Source organism: Pseudomonas borbori (genome assembly GCF_900115555.1).
Classification (GTDB): domain Bacteria; phylum Pseudomonadota; class Gammaproteobacteria; order Pseudomonadales; family Pseudomonadaceae; genus Aquipseudomonas; species Aquipseudomonas borbori.
In genome coordinates this window covers 203,130-221,139 of the sequence record NZ_FOWX01000002.1, presented here as the reverse complement: position 1 = coordinate 221,139, position 18,010 = coordinate 203,130, and the positions used below count along the sequence as shown (strand labels likewise).

At 61.8% G+C, this 18,010-nt stretch carries 15 protein-coding genes; 12 read left to right on the top strand and 3 right to left on the bottom strand.

The genetic code is table 11. The features are described 5' to 3' along the window. Window position 1 precedes the first annotated feature (1 nt). From BM315_RS02370 to BM315_RS02345, 6 genes are all read left to right on the top strand, one after another. Window positions 2–1,561 carry an FGGY-family carbohydrate kinase gene (locus BM315_RS02370; protein WP_090497413.1) on the top strand — a complete coding sequence of 520 codons (1,560 nt, stop codon included), beginning with the start codon at window positions 2–4 and terminating at the stop codon, window positions 1,559–1,561. Between the two features lie 94 nt (window positions 1,562–1,655). After that, the gene (locus BM315_RS02365) at window positions 1,656–2,072 is read left to right on the top strand and encodes a response regulator (RefSeq protein WP_280140409.1); all 417 of its coding nucleotides are present in this window, start codon (window positions 1,656–1,658) and stop codon (window positions 2,070–2,072) included. Next, window positions 2,073–2,690 (top strand): chemotaxis protein CheC, encoded by a 618-nt coding sequence (locus BM315_RS02360; protein ID WP_090497409.1) that lies wholly within the window; start codon window positions 2,073–2,075, stop codon window positions 2,688–2,690. A 27-nt stretch (window positions 2,691–2,717) separates the two neighbouring features. Next, window positions 2,718–4,052, top strand: a complete 1,335-nt coding sequence (locus BM315_RS02355; RefSeq protein WP_090497407.1) for an ATP-binding protein — start codon at window positions 2,718–2,720, stop codon at window positions 4,050–4,052. A 109-nt stretch (window positions 4,053–4,161) separates the two neighbouring features. Continuing rightward, window positions 4,162–5,058, top strand: a complete 897-nt coding sequence (yegS, locus tag BM315_RS02350) for a lipid kinase YegS (protein WP_090497405.1) — start codon at window positions 4,162–4,164, stop codon at window positions 5,056–5,058. 128 nt (window positions 5,059–5,186) lie between these two features. Beyond that, window positions 5,187–6,122, top strand: coding sequence for a chemotaxis protein CheV (locus tag BM315_RS02345; RefSeq protein ID WP_090497404.1), 936 nt, complete (start codon window positions 5,187–5,189; stop codon window positions 6,120–6,122). 83 nt (window positions 6,123–6,205) lie between these two features. Here BM315_RS02345 and BM315_RS02340 read toward each other — a convergent pair whose 3' ends face one another. Continuing rightward, window positions 6,206–6,685, bottom strand: a complete 480-nt coding sequence (locus BM315_RS02340; protein WP_090497402.1) for a DUF1499 domain-containing protein — start codon at window positions 6,683–6,685, stop codon at window positions 6,206–6,208. Here BM315_RS02340 and BM315_RS02335 point away from each other — a divergent pair. Next, window positions 6,684–7,487 carry an MOSC domain-containing protein gene (locus BM315_RS02335; RefSeq protein WP_090497400.1) on the top strand — a complete coding sequence of 268 codons (804 nt, stop codon included), beginning with the start codon at window positions 6,684–6,686 and terminating at the stop codon, window positions 7,485–7,487. The genes BM315_RS02340 and BM315_RS02335 overlap by 2 nt on opposite strands. A gap of 78 nt (window positions 7,488–7,565) precedes the next feature. On the opposite strand, the gene BM315_RS02330 is transcribed toward BM315_RS02335, so the two are convergent. Further along, the gene (locus BM315_RS02330; RefSeq protein ID WP_090497398.1) at window positions 7,566–9,494 is read right to left on the bottom strand and encodes a transglycosylase SLT domain-containing protein; all 1,929 of its coding nucleotides are present in this window, start codon (window positions 9,492–9,494) and stop codon (window positions 7,566–7,568) included. Between the two features lie 315 nt (window positions 9,495–9,809). Here BM315_RS02330 and BM315_RS02325 point away from each other — a divergent pair, with 315 nt between their 5' ends. Together BM315_RS02325 and BM315_RS02320 are read left to right on the top strand one after the other, a co-directional pair. Next, entirely contained in the window at window positions 9,810–11,732 is a 1,923-nt protein-coding gene (locus BM315_RS02325) for an ATP-binding cassette domain-containing protein (RefSeq protein WP_090497396.1), read from the top strand. A 62-nt stretch (window positions 11,733–11,794) separates the two neighbouring features. Continuing rightward, window positions 11,795–12,481, top strand: coding sequence for a DUF6901 family protein (locus tag BM315_RS02320; RefSeq protein WP_090497394.1), 687 nt, complete (start codon window positions 11,795–11,797; stop codon window positions 12,479–12,481). 44 nt (window positions 12,482–12,525) lie between these two features. Here the strand turns inward: BM315_RS02320 and BM315_RS02315 are convergent, their stop codons facing one another. Continuing rightward, window positions 12,526–12,966 (bottom strand): universal stress protein, encoded by a 441-nt coding sequence (locus BM315_RS02315; protein ID WP_090497393.1) that lies wholly within the window; start codon window positions 12,964–12,966, stop codon window positions 12,526–12,528. Between the two features lie 108 nt (window positions 12,967–13,074). Between BM315_RS02315 and BM315_RS02310 the strand changes: the two genes are divergently transcribed. From BM315_RS02310 to fadA, 3 genes are all read left to right on the top strand, one after another. Further along, window positions 13,075–13,512 (top strand): hypothetical protein, encoded by a 438-nt coding sequence (locus BM315_RS02310; protein ID WP_090497391.1) that lies wholly within the window; start codon window positions 13,075–13,077, stop codon window positions 13,510–13,512. A gap of 995 nt (window positions 13,513–14,507) precedes the next feature. Beyond that, window positions 14,508–16,655, top strand: coding sequence for a fatty acid oxidation complex subunit alpha FadB (fadB, locus tag BM315_RS02305; protein ID WP_090497389.1), 2,148 nt, complete (start codon window positions 14,508–14,510; stop codon window positions 16,653–16,655). A gap of 29 nt (window positions 16,656–16,684) precedes the next feature. Then, window positions 16,685–17,860 (top strand): acetyl-CoA C-acyltransferase FadA, encoded by a 1,176-nt coding sequence (gene fadA, locus BM315_RS02300; protein ID WP_090497387.1) that lies wholly within the window; start codon window positions 16,685–16,687, stop codon window positions 17,858–17,860. The last annotated feature ends 150 nt before the right edge of the window (window positions 17,861–18,010 follow it).

Below are 18,010 nucleotides of genomic sequence, written 5' to 3'. Positions count from 1 at the left end.
CTTGAGCGAAAAAAGCTACCTGCTGGCCATCGATAACGGCACCCAGAGCGTACGCGCGCTGTTGTTCGACCTGCAGGGCAACCTGCTTGGCAAGGGCAAGGTGGAGCTCGAGGCCTATTACTCCACCCAGCCCGGCTGGGCCGAGCAGGACCCGGAGTATTACTGGGCCAGCCTCGGCGAGGCCTGCCAGCGGTTGTGGGCGGCGGTGGATATCGACCGCCGCCTGATCAAGGGCGTGGCGCTGACCACCCAGCGCGGCACCCTGATCCATGTCGATGCGCTGGGCCAGCCGCTGCGCCCGGCGATCCTCTGGCTCGATCAGCGCCGTGCCGAGGTCCGCGGCAGGATCAAGGGACCCTGGGGCTGGTTGTTCAAGCTGCTCGGCGCGCAAGCGGCGGTCGATCATTTTCGCGCCCAGGCCGAGGTCAACTGGGTCGCGCAGAACCAGCCGGAGATCTGCGCGCAAACCGATAAAGTCCTGCTGCTCTCCGGGTTTCTCAGCCATCGCCTGTGCGGGCGCTTCGTCGATTCGTTGGCCTGCTGCGTCGGCTACCTGCCGTTCGACTACAAGCGCCTGCAATGGGCCGCGCCGCGTGACTGGAAGTGGCAGGCCATAGCGCTGCGCCGCGAGCAGTTGCCGGAACTGCGCAAGCCGGGCGAGCGGCTCGGCAACATCAGCGCCGCGGCCAGCCGCCATACCGGTATTCCCGAGGGCTTGCCGTTGATCGCCGCCGGTGCCGACAAGGCCTGCGAAGTGCTCGGCGCGGGTGCGCTGGAGCCGCATATCGCCTGCCTGTCCTACGGCACCACCGCGACCATCAACACCACGCGGCGCAGCTACCTGGAAACCATCCGCTTGATCCCGCCCTACCCGGCGGCGCTGCCCGCGCACTTCAACACCGAGGTGATGATCTATCGTGGCTTCTGGATGGTCAGCTGGTTCAAGCAGCAGTTCGGTCAGCGCGAAATGCAACGGGCCAGGGAGCTTGGCGTCGAGCCCGAGGCGCTGTTCGACGAACTGGTCAACGCCGTGCCGGCCGGCTCCATGGGCCTGATGCTGCAACCCTACTGGTCGCCGGGCGTACGCGAGCCTGGGCTGGAGGCCAAGGGCTCGATCATCGGCTTCGGCGATGTGCATACCCGCGCGCATATCTACCGCGCCATTCTCGAAGGCCTGGCCTATGCCCTGCGCCAGGGCAAGGAGCGGATCGAGAAGCGCTCGGGGACGAAAATCACCCGCCTGCGCGTCTCCGGTGGTGGCTCGCAGAGCGATGCGGCCATGCAGCTGACCGCCGATATCTTCGGCCTGCCGGCCGAGCGCCCGCATGTCTACGAAACCTCCGGCCTGGGAGCGGCCATCGATTGTGCGGTGGGCCTCGGCCTGCACCCGGATTTTCCCAGTGCCGTCGCGGCCATGACCCGGGTCGGCCGGGTATTCCAGCCCGATCCGGCGGCGCAGCGCATCTACCAGCAGCTGTATCGCGAGGTCTACCTGGGCATGTACCGGCGGCTCAAGCCGCTGTATCTGCGCATCCGGGCCATCACCGGATATCCGGCGTAGACCCGCTGTGCGCATGATGCTCCTGCATGGCAAAAGACAGAGGCTCGGCTAAGGTTGAACTGGCAACCGTGATAGGGTATCCAGGCCGCTTCGGTTGCATGCAACTGGCTGTCATGCGTACAAGAATTACAGGAAGCAGAGGACCGTTCGTTTGAAAATACTGATAGTCGATGATTCGGCCATGTCGCGAAAACTGGTGCTCAAAGCCCTGCCGGCGGAGTTGCAGGCGGTCGTGACCCAGGCCACTAACGGTGAGGAAGCTTTGGCGGCTTACCATGCCGGCCATGCCGAGGTGATCTTTCTCGATCTGACCATGCCGGTGATGGACGGCTTCCGTACCCTGGAGCAACTCAAACGCGAAGATGCCAATGCCGTGGTCATCGTCATCAGTGCCGATATCCAGCCGCAAGCCCAGCAGCGCGTGCGCGATCTGGGGGCGGCGGCCTTCGTCAAGAAACCCATTACCCCCGAGGCCATGCAGGCGGCGCTGTATGAAGTAGGGCTGATCTAGATGAGCAGCCAACTGGCGAACCTGAGTGAAGAACAGCGCGATGCCCTGCAGGAACTGATGAACGTGGCCATGGGCCAGGGCGCTGACCGCCTGGCCCGCTTGACCGAAACCTTCGTCACTCTGTCAGTGCCGCGCATCCATGCCGTCGACGTGACCAATACCAGTCTGTTGAGCCAACTGATGATCGCCAGCCAACCGGCCATCATCACCCGCCAGTCCTTTCTCGGCCGCCTGCGCGGCGAGGTGATGGTCTGCTTTGGTGACAATGGCGCCGATCAGTTGGCCGACCTGATGGGCTATGAAGGCGTGGAAAAACACAGCATTCAGGATGAGCTGATGCTGGACGTCACCAATATCCTCACCGGGGCCTGTATCAATAGTCTGGCGCAGCAGGTCGATATCAAGGTGAGTTACGGTTCGCCCTCGCTGCTGTCGCGCGGGCGTTCGCTGCAGGAGGTACTCGGTGCCGAGGAGTTGCGTGGCCACCAGGCGCTGGTGCTGGAGATCCACTTCGAAGTCGCGACCCACAGTTTCTATTGCGACCTGCTGGTATGCATCACCGAAGACACGGTGGCCACCGTTATCGAGGTGATCGATCAGTTGCTGAACGATATCTAGCTCAGATCATCGGAATAAGGATACGAGATGACGTTTGCACCAGGAGAGGTATTGCCTGCGGAGTTGGTGGCGGTGCTGCAGAGCATCAATCTCGGCGTCTTGTTGCTCGATAGCCAGTACCGGGTAGCGTTCTGGAACGATTTCATGGCGATCCACAGCGGCAAGGATTGCGACGAGGTCAGGGGGCGGTCGCTGTTCGAGCTGTTTCCGGAATTGCCGCGGCTGTGGGTGCAGAAGAAAGTCGACGGGGTGTTCGCCTTGCACAATCTGGCGTTCACTTCCTGGCAGCAACGCCCGCACCTGTTCAGTTTCTCCGGCAGCCGGCCGATCACCGGCTCGACCGACATGATGTACCAGAATTGCACCTTCTCGCCGATGATGGAGGCCGCAGGCACCGTCAAATATGTTTGCCTGACCATCTCCGATGCCACCGAAACCGCGGCCCAGCACCTGCAACTGGAGCAGCTCAATCAACTGCTGCGTGCCGAACAGAGCGAGCAGGCACGTCTGATTCGCAAGCTCGAAGACACCCAGGCGCAACTGCTGCAGTCGGAGAAAATGGCGGCGATCGGCCAGCTGGCCGCAGGCGTTGCCCACGAGATCAATAACCCGGTGGGTTACGTCTATTCCAACTTCAGCAGTCTGGAGCGTTATGTCGGTGACCTGTTCCGCCTGATCGAGAGCTACCAGGCGCTGGCCGCCGAACATCAGGATGCGGCCTTGCGCGCACAACTGGAGCAGGCCAATCAGGCGCTGGACTACGATTTCCTGCGCAGCGACATGGCCGACCTGGTGCGTGAGTCACGCCAGGGCCTGGAGCGAGTCAAGCAGATCGTCCAGGATCTGCGCGACTTCTCCCATATCGACTCGGGCGACTGGCAGGAGGCCGATTTGCACAAGGGCCTCGACAGCACGCTCAACGTGATCTGGAACGAGATCAAGTTCAAGGCCGAGGTGGTCAAGAGCTATGGTGAGTTGCCGCCGGTGCAGTGTCTCGGCTCGCAGCTCAACCAGGTGTTCATGAACCTGATCATCAATGCCGCCCATGCCATCGAGGGGCAAGGCACTATCTGGCTGGAAACCGGCGCCGAGGATGACTGGGTGTTCGTGCGGGTGCGCGACAGTGGCAGCGGCATTGCCCCGGAGAATCTGACCCGCTTGTTCGACCCCTTCTTCACCACCAAGCCGGTCGGGCAGGGCACCGGCCTCGGCCTGTCGGTGTCTTACAGTATCGTGACCAAGCACCATGGCCGCCTGGAAGTCGAGAGCGAACTGGGCCAAGGCGCTGCTTTCACCGTCTGGCTGCCCCGCAGGCAGCCGCCGCAAGGCGAGGACGCGGTCGATCTGCCTGCCGGCGAGTGATGCGTGCTGCGCCAGGCGGGCGCTATTTTGCGTTTGAGCGCTGGCGCACCTTTGCGGACGTTTCGTTGTCCATACCGTTTCGACCCGATTGGCTTCCAAGGCGCTGGCTATGAGCGAACGCAAGGCATTATTGATCCTGCACGGCAAGCAAGCCGGCAACCAGGAGGTGCGCTCCGCGGTGCAGACGCGCCGTGAGGATGGCTGGCAGCTCGATGTGCGGGTCACCTGGGAGGCGGGTGACGCCCGTCGGCTGGTCGGCGAGGCCCTGCAGGCCGGCTATCCGATCCTGATCGCCGGGGGTGGCGACGGCCTGTTGCGTGAGGTGGCCGAAGCGATGGCGCTGGCGCAAACCGGAGCCAGCCTGGTGCTGCTGCCGCTCGGTACCGCCAACGACTTCGCCAATGCCGCAGGGCTGCCACTGACTCCGCTCGAGGCTCTGGCGTTGCTCGATGCGCCGGCGCAGCCGATCGATCTGGGTGAGGTCGATGGTCAGCTTTTCCTCAATATGGCCACGGGCGGCTTCGGTTCCAATGTCACCGCCAACACCTCCGAAGACCTCAAGCGCCTGCTTGGCGGCGCGGCCTATTTTCTCACCGGCCTGACCCGCTTTGCCGAGGTACGCTCGGCCTTTGGCCGCTTCAGCGGGCCGGATTTCCTCTGGGAGGGCGAGTTCATTGCCATGGGCATCGGTAATGGGCGCCAGGCTGGCGGCGGACATCTGCTGTGTCCGCAGGCACGGGTGAATGACGGCTTGCTGGATGTCTGCATCGTCCCTGCCGCGGAGGATGTGGTCGGCACCCTGGGTACCTTGTTGTCCGGCGGGATCAATGGCTTGCAAAGCGTTGCACTCAGCGCGCGCTTGCCCTGGGTGGAGATCGAGGCGCCGGAAGGTCTGGATGTGAATCTGGATGGCGAACCGCTGGAAAGTCGGCAACTGCGGTTTTCCGCGCGGCGCAATGCGTTGCGGGTGCATTTGCCGACGGATTCGCCGCTACTGCGCGAGTGACGGCGATGGCACTTGGCTGGCACCGGTGCGCCGGCTCGTGCAAGATGGCGCCTGGTCGGCTTCAGCGCTGTCGCTCCTGGCCGATACCCTTGCTGTAACTGGATTCGATAAACAATTTGGAGCGCGCAATGGCTGGCATTCTCGACTCGGTGGATCAACGCACCCAACTGGTGGGCGAGAATCGCCTGGAAATCCTGATGTTTCGCCTGGCTGGGCGGCAGTTGTTCGCGATCAACGTGTTCAAGGTGCAGGAAGTCCTGCAGATGCCCAAGCTGACGCTGATGCCGCACCGCCATCGCTTCGTCTGCGGGGTGGTCAGTCTGCGCGGCCAGACCCTGCCGGTCATCGATCTGTCGCAAGCCATCGGCATGCGCCCGATAGTGCCGGATGAGCGCAGCACCATCATCGTCACCGAGTACAACCGCTCGGTGCAGGCTTTCCTGGTGGGCGGCGTCGATCGCATTCTCAACCTCAACTGGGAATCCATCCTGCCACCACCGGGTGGCGCCGGGCGTCAGCATTACCTGACGGCGATCACCAAGGTCGAAGAGCAGTTGGTGGAGATCATCGACGTGGAAAAGGTGTTGGCCGAGATCGTGCCCTACAACGCCAAAATTTCCGGTGACCGCCTGGCCGATCCCGTGCTGGAGCGGGCGCGCGGGCGTGAGGTGCTGCTGGTGGACGACTCCAGTGTGGCCCTGGCGCAGCTGCGCGATACCCTGTCGCAGCTGGGCCTGAAGATGCATGTGGCCACCGATGGCCTGAAAGGCCTGCAGATGCTGAAGAAATGGGCCGATGCCGGCGCGGTGCTGACCGACAAGTTGTTGATGGTGTTCACCGATGCGGAAATGCCGGAGATGGACGGCTACCGCCTGACCACCGAGATCCGTCAGGATCCGCGCCTGAAGGATCTCTACGTGGTGCTGCATACCTCGCTGTCCGGCAGCTTCAACGAAGCCATGGTGAAAAAGGTCGGTTGCGACAACTTCCTCTCCAAGTTCCAGCCGGACAAGCTGGTCGACGTGATCCGCGAGCGCCTGATGCGGGATGAGCCGAGCGAGTAAGGGCGAGCGGTGATCCGTTCGGAGCGCCGCGACAGCCCGCCATTTTTTGCGTTGCGCCGATTGCGGCCAGGCAGCCGCTACTGCTACTCGCCGAGGCGTTGGCGCAGGTGCTCGATGCGCTTGCGGTTGACCCCCAGATCCGAGTAGCCCAGGCGTGAGGCCGAGCGCACATCGACGGCCTGTTCGCCGATCAGGAACTCCACATCATCGACGAAGCGCAGCACCCGGCTGCTGAATTCGGCGCGCAGGTAATTCGCGTCCTGCTCGATCAGGCGTGCCCGCGGTTCGTCGGCCAATAGTCTGGCCAACAGTGCCTGGGTCTGGCTCGGACTGCCCTTGAGCGGCAGCGGCTCGATCCGCTGCGCCTCATCACTGGCCTGGCTGCTGACGCAGTTGGGCGACTGCGGGCAGGGTGCCAGACGCCCGTCGATCACCCCCAGATTTCCAGGTGGGTTGCCGCTGCAGGCACTCAGCAGGATCGCCAGGGCGAAAACCAGCGCGGGCTTGTGAGTACGCCGGGTTACTCGTATAAGGGCTTTTTGCCAAACGGGAAGCTGGCTCATGTTACGTCTCTCCGGGTTGTACCGTTATCCACTGAAGTCCGCCATCGCCGAACCGCTGACTGACATTCAGCTGGATGCCCTGGGTGTGGTCGGTGACCGTCGCTGGATGGTAGTCGATGCACAGAACGGGCGCTTTCTTACCCAGCGGGCCTTGCCGCATATGAGCCAATTGCTGGCGCGGCACACTGCCACGGGTGGCCTGACCCTGAGTGCGCCCGGTTTTCCAGCGCTCGACGTCCCCTTGCCGGACCCCGATGCCATGTTGCGCGGGGTGTTTATCTGGAGCGACAGCCTCTATGTCCCGGACGCCGGCGATGAAGCGGCCGAGTGGTTGAGCCGCTTTATCGGCAAGCCCTGCCGCCTGGTGCATGTGCCCGCCGAGCGGGCGCGTTATATCGCAGGCAATCTCAGCGCGGAACAGAAAGTCGGCTTCGCCGACGGTTTTCCCCTGCTGTTGATCGGTCAGGCTTCGCTGGATGATTTGTCGGCGCGGGTCGGTCGGCCACTGGAAATGCTGCGTTTCCGGCCGAATCTGGTGGTCGAGGGCGGGGCCGCCTATGCCGAAGATAGCTGGCGGCGGATTCGCATCGGCGACGTCGAATTTCGCGTGGCCAAGGGCTGCACCCGTTGCATCCTCACAACCATTGACCCGCTGACCGGCGAGCGCAGCGCCGACCGTGAACCGCTGGCTACGCTGAAGACCTACCGCGCCCGTGATGGCGAACTGTACTTCGGTCAGAACCTGATCAATCAGGGCGGCGGCGAGCTGAAGCTCGGCATGGCGGTCGAGGTGTTGGAGTAATCCGCACGCTTTAGGTCATAAGCTGCAATCGCGATGGGTTGCCTGCGCACCCCATCCTGATTGGCTTGCAGCTAACATCTACTGATCGTCGAAATAACGCTCGTGCCAGGCAATTAGCGGTTGCGGGGCGTTGAGCTTCTGTCCGTAGATCACCGAATAAGACAGCACGTTCTGTACGTACTGGCGGGTTTCGTCGAACGGAATGTTCTCGATCCAGACGTCGTAGGCCAGGTGGTCGGCGCCACGCAACCACTGCCGTACCCGGCCAGGGCCGGCGTTGTAGGCGGCGGAGGCGAGCACTCGGTTGCCGTTGAATTGCCCGTAGACCTGGCTCAGGTAGGCGGCGCCGAGCTGGATGTTCACATTCGGCAGCAGGGCATTGTTCGGGTTGCTCAAGGGAATGCCGAACTTGCGTGCGGTCTCCCTGGCGGTCGCCGGCATTAACTGCATCAGGCCCATGGCGCCGACCGGGGACTTGGCGTCGGCCATGAAGGCGCTTTCCTGGCGGGTGATGGCAAATACCCAGCTGGAGTGCAGGCCGCGTTTCTTCGACTCGATGGTCAGCGGTTCGCGGTGGGCCATGGGGAAGCGCACATCCAGATCGTCCCAGTACTGTGCCTGGCTGATGGTGCGAATCGCCGGGAAGTACCAGCCCATGTCGTATGCCAGGCGGGCCTGGGCAACCAGTTCGTCGCGACTGAACAGGCGGCTGACGTGGTACCACTCGCGGCGGCCATCGACGATCTGGCCGCGCGCGTGGAATTCCATGGCGCGGCGAATGCCGGCGGCGTTGCGCACCTTCTGCAGGGTCTTGGCCGAAAGTTGCAACGGCTTGTTGTTCAGTTGGTAAGACGCCTTGACCTGATCGGCGGCCATGAAGCCGTAGAAATCACGCTCCTTGGCCAGGCCCTGGTAGAGCGCTTGCGCTTCCTGGCTGTTGGGTTGGGCCAATTGCAGGCTGCGTGCCTGCCAGTAACGCCAGCGGTTGGTCTGGCCCAGTTCTGCAGGCATCTGGCGAGTCAGCTGGTGTGCGTCGTCCCAGCGGCCGAGGCGTAGCAGCAGGCGTGCACGCCATTCGCTGACGGTGTTGTCGCGCAGTTGCGGGTCGTACTGGGCCATTACCTTGAGGGCGCGGGCGTCGAAGCGTTTCGCCAGGGTCAGGCCGATTTCACGGGCGATGGCGACTTTTTCCTCGCTGGAAAACTTCATGCGCTGGGCGTAGCCATCCAGCAGCGCCAGTGCTTTTTCCGGGTCTTGCCGGGCCAGGCGGCGCAGGCCGAGACCCACGACATCGGCCATGGCCTGATCGTTGCGGCTGAAGCGCGCGGTTTGGCTGAGGATCTGTGGTTTCTGCGCCACTTCGAGCAACAGTTTGCCGTGGTTGCCCAGGGTCGGCAGCCCCTTGATCAGGTAGTTGGCCAGGCCATAGTTGCGGGTTTCGGCTGCGAGTTTGGCGCGTTTCCAGCGCATTTCTTCGCTGAGTTTGCCCTTGGCTGCCCACTGCTCGAACAGGCGATCGCAAGCATTGGGTTGCGACTTGCCGACCAGCCAGAGCTTCTCGGCGCTGGCAAAACCCTCGGCCAGCATGCCGTGGCTCAGTTGGTATTGGCCGTAGAGGCAATCCAGTTCGGTGAAGTTCAGCGCCGGGTCGTAATGGTTGATGAAGGTTTGCCACTCGCCGCGTTCGGCCAGCCAGCGCAGCCAGCGCAGTTTCATCCAGCCGGCTTGCGGCAGGTCGCCATGTTCGGCGAGGAATTTCTCGATCTCGTCATTGCTGGCCCATTTGAGTCGGGCGGTCAGCTCTTCATAGGCCAGGTAAGGCTCCAGCGGGTAATCGCGCAGGGCACTGGCATAGCGCTGATAAGGGCCTTTGTCGCCCTTGGCCAGGGCGGCCTTGGCCTCGTCATAGTACTGGCGCTGTTGGGTCAGGCTGACAGCCTGAGCGGCTGTGGCCGTCGCGGCAGAGAGGATCAAGCAGGAGAACAGGCGAAACAGGTGGCCGCGCATGACACTTCCGGATAGGCAAATAAGTAAGCGCCGGCGGAACCGACGCTTGATACATCTAGCTTAGCCTTTTGCCGGGGGCAGGTGAAAGCCGGCTGCCGACTGGCGCCTCAATGAAAATAGCCCGCAAATTCGCGGTTCATCTCGGTTAGAATGCGCGCCCAGTTTTTGTCGGAGCCCGCGGGCGTCGGCAAACAAGTTTTTTGCGGTGATAATCTCCGCAGGGTAGGGCTGGGGCGCGCAGATCGCCGTTCATTGCTTGCGCTTTCGCAGCCGTTACCTGCCTGTTTATCAGTCGCTGTATTATCGAGGCGTGCCATGACCCTGCTTAAGTTCACCGATGTTTCCCTGGCCTACGGCGCCATGCCGCTGCTGGACAAGGTGTCTTGGCAGATTGCGCGTGGCGAGCGGGCGTGCATCATTGGCCGCAATGGCACCGGCAAGTCGAGCATGTTGAAGCTGGTCAAGGGCGAGCAGAAGCCCGACGACGGCGCGGTCTGGCGTGCGCCGGGGTTGAAGATCGGCGAGTTGCCGCAGGAGCTGCCGGTCGCCGACGGACGGACGGTCTTCGATGTGGTTGCCCAGGGCCTGGACGGGGTCGGCGAGCTGCTGGCGCAGTATCACCACCTGAGCCAGAACATCGTCACCGAGGCCGATCTGGACAAGCTCATGCATGTCCAGCATGACCTCGAGGCCCGTGACGGCTGGCGCCTGCAGCAACTGGTCGATAGCACCCTGAGTCGCTTGCAGTTGCCGGCCGACAAGACCCTGGCCGAATTGTCCGGCGGCTGGCGGCGGCGGGTGCTGTTGGCCCAGGCGCTGGTCTCCGAGCCGGATCTGCTGTTGCTCGACGAGCCGACCAACCACCTCGATATCGGCGCCATCGCCTGGCTGGAAGAGGCGCTGCTGGGCTTCAACGGTGCCGTGCTGTTCATTACCCACGACCGCGCCTTCCTGCAAAACCTGGCGACGCGCATCCTCGAGCTGGATCGCGGCGGCCTGATCGACTGGAATGGCGACTACGCCAGCTTCCTGGTGCACAAGGAAGCCACCCTGGCTGCCGAAGAGGTGGCCAATGCCCTGTTCGACAAACGCCTGGCCCAGGAAGAGGTGTGGATTCGCCAGGGCATCAAGGCCCGGCGCACCCGTAATGAAGGGCGCGTGCGGGCGTTGAAGGCCTTGCGGGTCGAGCGCAGCGAGCGCCGTGAACGTACCGGCAAGGCCAATATCCAGCTGGATACCGCCGATAAGTCCGGCAAGCAGGTAATGGTGCTGGAGAACGTCAGTTTCGCTCATCCGGGCGGACCGTTGCTGATCAAGGACTTCTCCATGGTCCTGCAGCGCGAGGACCGTATCGGCCTGCTCGGCGCCAACGGCACCGGCAAGACCACCTTGCTCAAGCTGATGCTCGGTGGCCTGCAGGCGAGCAGCGGCAGCGTCAAGGAAGGCACGCGCATCGACGTGGCTTACTTCGATCAGCTGCGCCATCAGCTCGACCTGGAAAAAACCGTGATCGACAACGTCGCCGAAGGCCGCGACTTTATCGAGATCGATGGGCAAAGCCGGCATGTGCTGAGCTACCTGGGCGACTTCCTGTTCAGCCCGCAACGCGCCCGCACGCCGGTCAAGGCGCTGTCGGGCGGCGAGCGTGCGCGCCTGTTGCTGGCCAAGCTGTTCAGCAAGCCGGCCAACCTGCTGGTGCTGGACGAGCCGACCAACGACCTCGACGTGGAAACCCTCGAGCTGCTCGAAGAGGTTTTGCTGACGTTCAAGGGTACCGTGCTGATGGTCAGCCACGACCGGGCCTTCCTCGACAACGTGGTGACCAGCACCCTGGTCTTCGAAGGCGAGGGCAAGGTGCGTGAATATGTCGGCGGTTATCAGGACTGGCTGCGCCAGGGCGGTTCGCCGCGCTTGCTCGGGGTTGGCGAAACCAAGGCCGGCAAGGCCGAACTGACGTCCGCGGTAGTCGAGGCCGCGCCTGCACCTGAGGCGGCGCCGGTTGCCAATGCGCCTGCTGCCAAGAAGAAGCTCAGTTACAAGGTGCAGCGCGAGCTGGAGGCGCTTCCCGCGCAGATCGACGCGCTGGAGGTGCAGATAGCCGCACTGGAGGCGCAGATCGGCGCACCGGCGTTTTACCAGCAAAGCGCGGAGAAAAGTGCCGAGGTGTTGGCCCGTTTGCAACATCAGCAGCATGAACTGGATAAGCTGCTGGAGCGTTGGGCCGAACTGGAAGGCTGAGCCCGTCGCCGCAATAGCCGATTATTCCCACACAGAACCTCAAACGTCTGGCGGAGACACGCATGGCCATCGAGTACCGGATTAGTCTCGACGATGATCACGAGTTCAGTTACAGGATCGAACTGGACCGTGTGTACGACCCCGCCCAGGCTCAGGCCGCGCCCAACTGGACGCGCCTGGACTACCAGCGGTGCAGCAATTGTCCGCTGAGCAGGAGCGACTTCAGTCACTGCCCGGCAGCAGTTGACCTGCACCGGGTTGTTGAGGATTTTCAAGGCCTGCCGGCCTTCAAGAAGGCCGTGGTCTGGGTGCGCACGCCAGAACGTGAGTACAGCAAGCAGGTCGGGCTGGAAGAGGGCCTGCGTGCCCTGCTCGGGGTGATCATGGCGACCAGTGCCTGTCCGGTGTTGGGCAAGCTCAAGCCGATGGCGCAGAATCATCTGCCGTTCGCCAACAATCAGGAATTCATCCTGCGCGCGGTGTCGCTGTACCTGGCGCGCCAGTATTTCAATTTCCGCGAAGGGCGTCTGGCGGATTGGGAGTTGAAAGGCTTGGTGCGCATGTTCCAGCAATTGCAGTTGGTCAATCAGGCGTTCTGGCAGCGGATTCACGACACCTGCGAGGGCGACTCGAACCTCAAAGCCTTTCTGACCTTCTTTTCCATGTCGTCGAGCATGACCTACTCACTGGAAACCCAGTTGCAGAAGATCCGTCCGTTGGTGATGAGCGCGGGCGACAATTTCGAGTGATTCCGAGGGGAATGAGGCATGCCGCCTCATTCGCCGGGTGCGCGCTACTCGGGTTTCTTCAGGCGGACGGCCAGTACGTCGCAGGGGGCGCCATGCAATACGTCATTGGCGGTGGAACCGAGCAGCAAGGCCAGGCCGTGGCGGCCATGGCTGCCGACGATGATCAGGTCGCAGCCTTGCTCCTCGGCCAGGCGGTGGATTTCCTGGCGTGGTTGGCCGTAGGCCAGGTGGCGTCGATCCGCACCCAGGTCGGGATATTTTCCGGCAAAGCTGTCCAGGCGTTCGCGGGCTTGTTCGAATTGCTGCTGTTGCAGCATCGACAAGTCCATGGGCACGTCGCCGCCAAACGCCATGGCCATGGGTTCGACTATATGCACCACGGATAATTTGGCGTTGCTGCTCGAAGCCAGCTTCTGTGCGCGCTGCATGACTGGATCGCACTCTTCGGTTAGGTCGACAGCGACCAGAATATGCTGGTAGGGCATGGGTGGCTCCTTCTAAGGGTTACCGATGGTGGCTCTAAGGTTTGCTTATGGTGATAAGTATGGCCGTATTGAACGCTTGTGACAGGCTTTTGCCTGCGAGATGAATTTATGTCGGTATGGATCATATTGCTGCTTCTGGCGTTTGTGCTCAGCCCGCTGGCCATGCTGATGCCATCGCGGCGACAGCGTGGGCGGATGGATGTGCGTTTGCAAGCCCGGCGCATGGGGTTGGCGATGCAATTGTCGCGCGAGCAGTGGCCGCACTGGCTGGCTATTGAGCCGCCAGGCCAGTGTCCGCAATATCACCGGGCACGGCGCCGTGGGCATGAGGATTGCTGGTGTTACTGGCAGGCCGCGCCGGGCCAGTGGCTGAATCAATGGCGTGAGCCGTGCGGCGATGCGCCATTGGCCGAGCAATTGGCCAGCCTGCCGGTCGATGTGTACAAGGTCGAGGCGACGGCGCAGATGATTGCGCTGTACTGGGGGGAACGGGATGAGCCCGACTCGCTGCAGAAGATCGCCAGTTTCTTGCTGGCGCGTGCGTGAGTGGTCGTCAGGTCATCGAGAAACAAAGCCCGATGCAGGCGCCGGGCTATAAATGTGGCCAGGCAGGCCGGAGCGGTCGAATGAGCCATGCGCGAGTGCGGCCTGACCCTGTGCTGCATGTCCGCGATTATGCATCAAGCCCCACTTGCTGCTGCAATGCTGTTCACTTAAGCCAACTGAGCAGCGTTTTTTGTAGCCCGGATGAAATCCGGGGAAGTCTGGTACCTGAAAAATCGCTCCCGGATTGCATCCGGGCTACGGGGGGGGGCATGGCGTACGATGCGCGCCCAGTGATATCGCTTAAGTGAACAGCATTGCGCTTACTGCTGACCCTGTTCAGCGTTTGCTCGATTTGCCGACAGTTCGCTGACCACCTGTTCCAGTGGTCAGGTTTTCCCGCCACCACTGAAAGTCGCGTCTAGCGCAGCTTAGTCGAGCGCAATTGCTTGCGTCAGCAGGCTTTGCTCGCGGCTTTACTGGGTCGGCGCGGCATCTATCTGCCTATTCTTAGTGGATTCCTGGTTTCAGTGCGCTGATGCCCTTCCGTGCGGCTGTAGCTAAAAGTCGCTGAGGCTTTTTTGTGCGCCTGGGCGCAGCTGAAGCGGTCCCATCGGGCTGCTGGAGGGCTCGCTGGCAGGAGTTGCGGTTGTCGGCTAGATGTTGAGTTTTTCGTTTATCGGTGCTGATGGTCACCTGATCGCCTCAACATAAGGTTGTTCGTTAGCAGAATTCTTGGCTCGGGCAATCGCAGGCGGATCAAGCGGCAAGCGACCAATTGACAATCGGCCGCTTTTCCTTGAAGGTGGGCACACCCAAATCAAACGGGCGTATGAATTGAGCGTTTGCTTAAAATAGCAGCGTCAATCCGGTCCGATTATCGCGTCGGCGGGTGTGCCAGGCTCATAGGGGCTACTCTGAAACGGCTGTGCCGTGGGGTAGCTAGCTGGTTGGCTCCGATGTGTACTGTTCAGCTTCCATACCGTGGAGATCAGTTGATGATTTACGAAGGTAAAGCCATCACGGTTAAGGCTCTTGAGAGCGGCATCGTCGAATTGAAATTCGACCTCAAGGGTGAGTCCGTCAACAAATTCAACCGTCATACCCTCAACGAACTGCGTCAGTCGGTTGATGCGATCAAGGCCGATGGTTCGATCAAGGGCGTGATTGTCACCAGTGGCAAAGACGTATTTATCGTCGGAGCCGACATCACCGAGTTCGTCGACAGCTTCAAGCTGCCGGATGCGGAGTTGGTGGCTGGCAACCTCGAAGCCAACAAGATCTTCAGTGATTTTGAAGACCTCAATGTTCCGACCGTGGCCGCGATCAATGGCATCGCCCTGGGCGGTGGTTTTGAAATGTGCCTGGCTGCGGATTACCGCGTCATGGCCGACGGCGCCAAGGTCGGCCTGCCGGAAGTCAAACTGGGCATCTACCCGGGCTTCGGCGGCACCGTGCGCCTGCCGCGGGTTATCGGTACCGATAATGCGGTCGAGTGGATTGCCTCGGGCAAGGAAAATCGTGCAGACGACGCCCTGAAAGTGGGTGCCGTCGATGCGGTAGTGGCTGCCGACAAGTTGCAGGCCGCAGCGCTGGATCTGGTCAAACGCGCCATCTCCGGCGAGCTGGACTACAAGGCCAAGCGTCAGCCCAAGCTGGAAAAGCTCAAGCTTAACGCCATCGAACAGATGATGTGCTTCGAAACTGCCAAGGGCTTCGTTGCCGGCCAGGCCGGCCCGAATTATCCGGCCCCGGTCGAAGCCATCAAGACCATCCAGAAAGCTGCCAACTTCGGACGTGACAAGGCGCTGGAAGTGGAGGCCGCCGGCTTCGTCAAACTGGCCAAGACCCCGGTTGCCGCCAGCCTGATCGGCCTGTTCCTCAACGATCAGGAGCTGAAGAAGAAGGCCAAGCACCACGACGAGATCGCCAAAGACGTGAAACTGGCCGCCGTTCTCGGCGCCGGCATCATGGGCGGCGGTATCGCCTACCAGTCGGCGGTCAAGGGCACGCCTATCCTGATGAAGGATATCCGCGAAGAAGGTATCCAGATGGGCCTGGCCGAGGCTTCCAAGCTGCTCGGCAACCGCGTCGCCAAGGGCCGTCTGACTGCCGCGAAGATGGCCGAGGCGCTCAACGCCATTCGTCCGACCATGTCCTATGGCGATTTCGGCAACGTCGACATCGTCGTCGAGGCCGTGGTCGAGAACCCCAAGGTCAAGCAAGCGGTACTGGCCGAAGTGGAAGGCATGGTCAAGGAAGATGCGATTCTCGCCTCCAATACCTCGACCATCTCCATCAGCCTGCTGGCCAAGGCCCTCAAGCGTCCGGAAAACTTCGTCGGCATGCACTTCTTCAATCCGGTGCACATGATGCCGCTGGTCGAAGTCATCCGTGGCGAGAAATCCAGCGAAGTGGCGGTTGCCACCACCGTGGCCTACGCCAAGAAGATGGGCAAGACCCCGGTCGTGGTCAACGACTGCCCGGGCTTCCTGGTCAACCGCGTGCTGTTCCCGTACTTCGGCGGCTTCTCCAAGTTGCTGGGGTTCGGCGTGGACTTCGTGCGCATCGACAAGGTGATGGAGAAGTTCGGCTGGCCCATGGGCCCGGCGTACCTGTCCGACGTGGTTGGTATCGATACCGGTCACCATGGCCGTGACGTGATGGCCGAAGGTTTCCCTGATCGCATGGCGGTCGAAGGCCGTACCGCGGTCGACGTCATGTATGAAGCGGGTCGCCTGGGCCAGAAGAATGGCAAGGGTTTCTACTCGTATGAAACGGACAAACGCGGCAAGCCGAAGAAGGTCACCGATCCTGTGGCTTACGAGCTGCTCCAGTCGATCGTGACCGAGCAGCGTGAAGTGAGCGATGAAGACATCATCAATTTCATGATGATCCCGCTGTGCCTGGAAACCGTGCGTTGCCTGGAAGACGGCATCGTCGCTACCGCCGCCGAGGCCGATATGGGCCTGGTCTACGGTATTGGCTTCCCGCCGTTCCGCGGTGGTGCGCTGCGATACATCGATACCCTCGGTGTGGCCGAATTCGTTGCCCAGGCCGACAAGTACGCCGACCTGGGTGCGCTGTACCAGCCGACCGCAAAACTTCGCGAAATGGCCGCCAGCGACCAGAAGTTCTTCGGTTAATGCGCACAGATTAGAGCGAGAGTGAATTTATGAGCCTGAATCCTAGAGATGCAGTGGTCGTTGACTTCGGTCGCACCCCGATGGGGCGTTCCAAGGGCGGCATGCATCGCAACACCCGTGCCGAGACCCTGTCGGCCAACCTGATCAGCGGCCTGCTGACGCGCAACACCAAGGTCGATCCGGCCGAGGTGGAAGACGTGATCTGGGGCTGCGTCAACCAGACCCTGGAGCAGGGCTGGAACATCGCGCGCATGGCATCGCTGATGACCCAGATCCCGCACACCAGTGCTGCGCAAACGGTCAGCCGCCTGTGTGGTTCGTCCATGAGTGCCCTGCATACCGCCGTGCAGGCGATCCAGACCGGTAACGGCGACGTGTTCGTCGTTGGCGGCGTCGAGCACATGGGCCACGTCGGCATGATGCATGGCGTCGATCCGAACCCGCACCTGTCGCTGTATGCCGCCAAGGCCTCGGGCATGATGGGGCTGACTGCGGAAATGCTCGGCAAGATGCACGGCATCGGCCGCGAACAGCAGGACGCCTTCGGTGAGCGTTCGCACCGTCTGGCGCACAAGGCCACCGTCGAAGGCAAGTTCAAGGATGAAATCATCCCGATGCAAGGCTACGACGAAAACGGTTTCCTGAAGATGTTTGACTTCGACGAAACCATTCGTCCGGAGACCACCCTGGAAAGCTTGGCGGCGCTCAAGCCGGCGTTCAACCCGAAAGGCGGTACCGTGACCGCGGGTACGTCCTCGCAGATCACCGATGGCGCTTCCTGCATGATCGTCATGTCCGCCCAGCGCGCCAACGACCTGGGCATTCAGCCGATGGCCGTGATACGCGCCATGGCGGTCGCTGGTGTCGATCCGGCGATCATGGGTTACGGCCCGGTGCCGGCCACCCAGAAGGCCCTCAAGCGTGCTGGTCTGACCATCAATGACATCGACTTCTTCGAGCTCAACGAAGCCTTCGCCGCTCAGGCTCTGCCGGTGCTGAAGGATCTGAAGGTGCTCGACAAGATGGACGAGAAGGTCAACTTGCACGGCGGTGCCATTGCCCTGGGTCACCCATTCGGTTGTTCCGGTGCGCGTATCTCCGGTACCCTGCTGAACGTGATGAAGCAGAATGCTGGCACTTTTGGTGTGTCGACCATGTGCATCGGCCTGGGTCAGGGCATCAGCACTGTCTTCGAACGCCTTTAAGCGCTCCAAGACTTAAAAACCGGGGCCTAGTGCCCCGGTTTTTTTTTTTTGGCCATGTTATCCATGGCGGCCACACTTTGGGCCGTCGCTACGCGACGTGAAAAATTTCTCCCGGAATTTTTTGTCGATGGGAAAAATTCAAGGAATTCA

Bases quoted from the DNA above. Each gene is read 5' to 3' on its own strand.
- BM315_RS02360 (WP_090497409.1), top strand. From the start codon at position 2,073: ATGAGCAGCCAACTGGCGAACCTGAGTGAAGAACAGCGCGATGCCCTG.
- BM315_RS02355 (WP_090497407.1), top strand. From the start codon at position 2,718: ATGACGTTTGCACCAGGAGAGGTATTGCCTGCGGAGTTGGTGGCGGTG.
- BM315_RS02345 (WP_090497404.1), top strand. From the start codon at position 5,187: ATGGCTGGCATTCTCGACTCGGTGGATCAACGCACCCAACTGGTGGGC.
- BM315_RS02315 (WP_090497393.1), bottom strand. From the start codon at position 12,966: ATGCCCTACCAGCATATTCTGGTCGCTGTCGACCTAACCGAAGAGTGC.
- fadB (WP_090497389.1), top strand. From the start codon at position 14,508: ATGATTTACGAAGGTAAAGCCATCACGGTTAAGGCTCTTGAGAGCGGC.
- BM315_RS02330 (WP_090497398.1), bottom strand. From the start codon at position 9,494: ATGCGCGGCCACCTGTTTCGCCTGTTCTCCTGCTTGATCCTCTCTGCC.
- fadA (WP_090497387.1), top strand. From the start codon at position 16,685: ATGAGCCTGAATCCTAGAGATGCAGTGGTCGTTGACTTCGGTCGCACC.
- BM315_RS02340 (WP_090497402.1), bottom strand. From the start codon at position 6,685: ATGAGCCAGCTTCCCGTTTGGCAAAAAGCCCTTATACGAGTAACCCGG.
- BM315_RS02325 (WP_090497396.1), top strand. From the start codon at position 9,810: ATGACCCTGCTTAAGTTCACCGATGTTTCCCTGGCCTACGGCGCCATG.
- BM315_RS02310 (WP_090497391.1), top strand. From the start codon at position 13,075: ATGTCGGTATGGATCATATTGCTGCTTCTGGCGTTTGTGCTCAGCCCG.
- BM315_RS02335 (WP_090497400.1), top strand. From the start codon at position 6,684: ATGTTACGTCTCTCCGGGTTGTACCGTTATCCACTGAAGTCCGCCATC.
- BM315_RS02320 (WP_090497394.1), top strand. From the start codon at position 11,795: ATGGCCATCGAGTACCGGATTAGTCTCGACGATGATCACGAGTTCAGT.
- yegS (WP_090497405.1), top strand. From the start codon at position 4,162: ATGAGCGAACGCAAGGCATTATTGATCCTGCACGGCAAGCAAGCCGGC.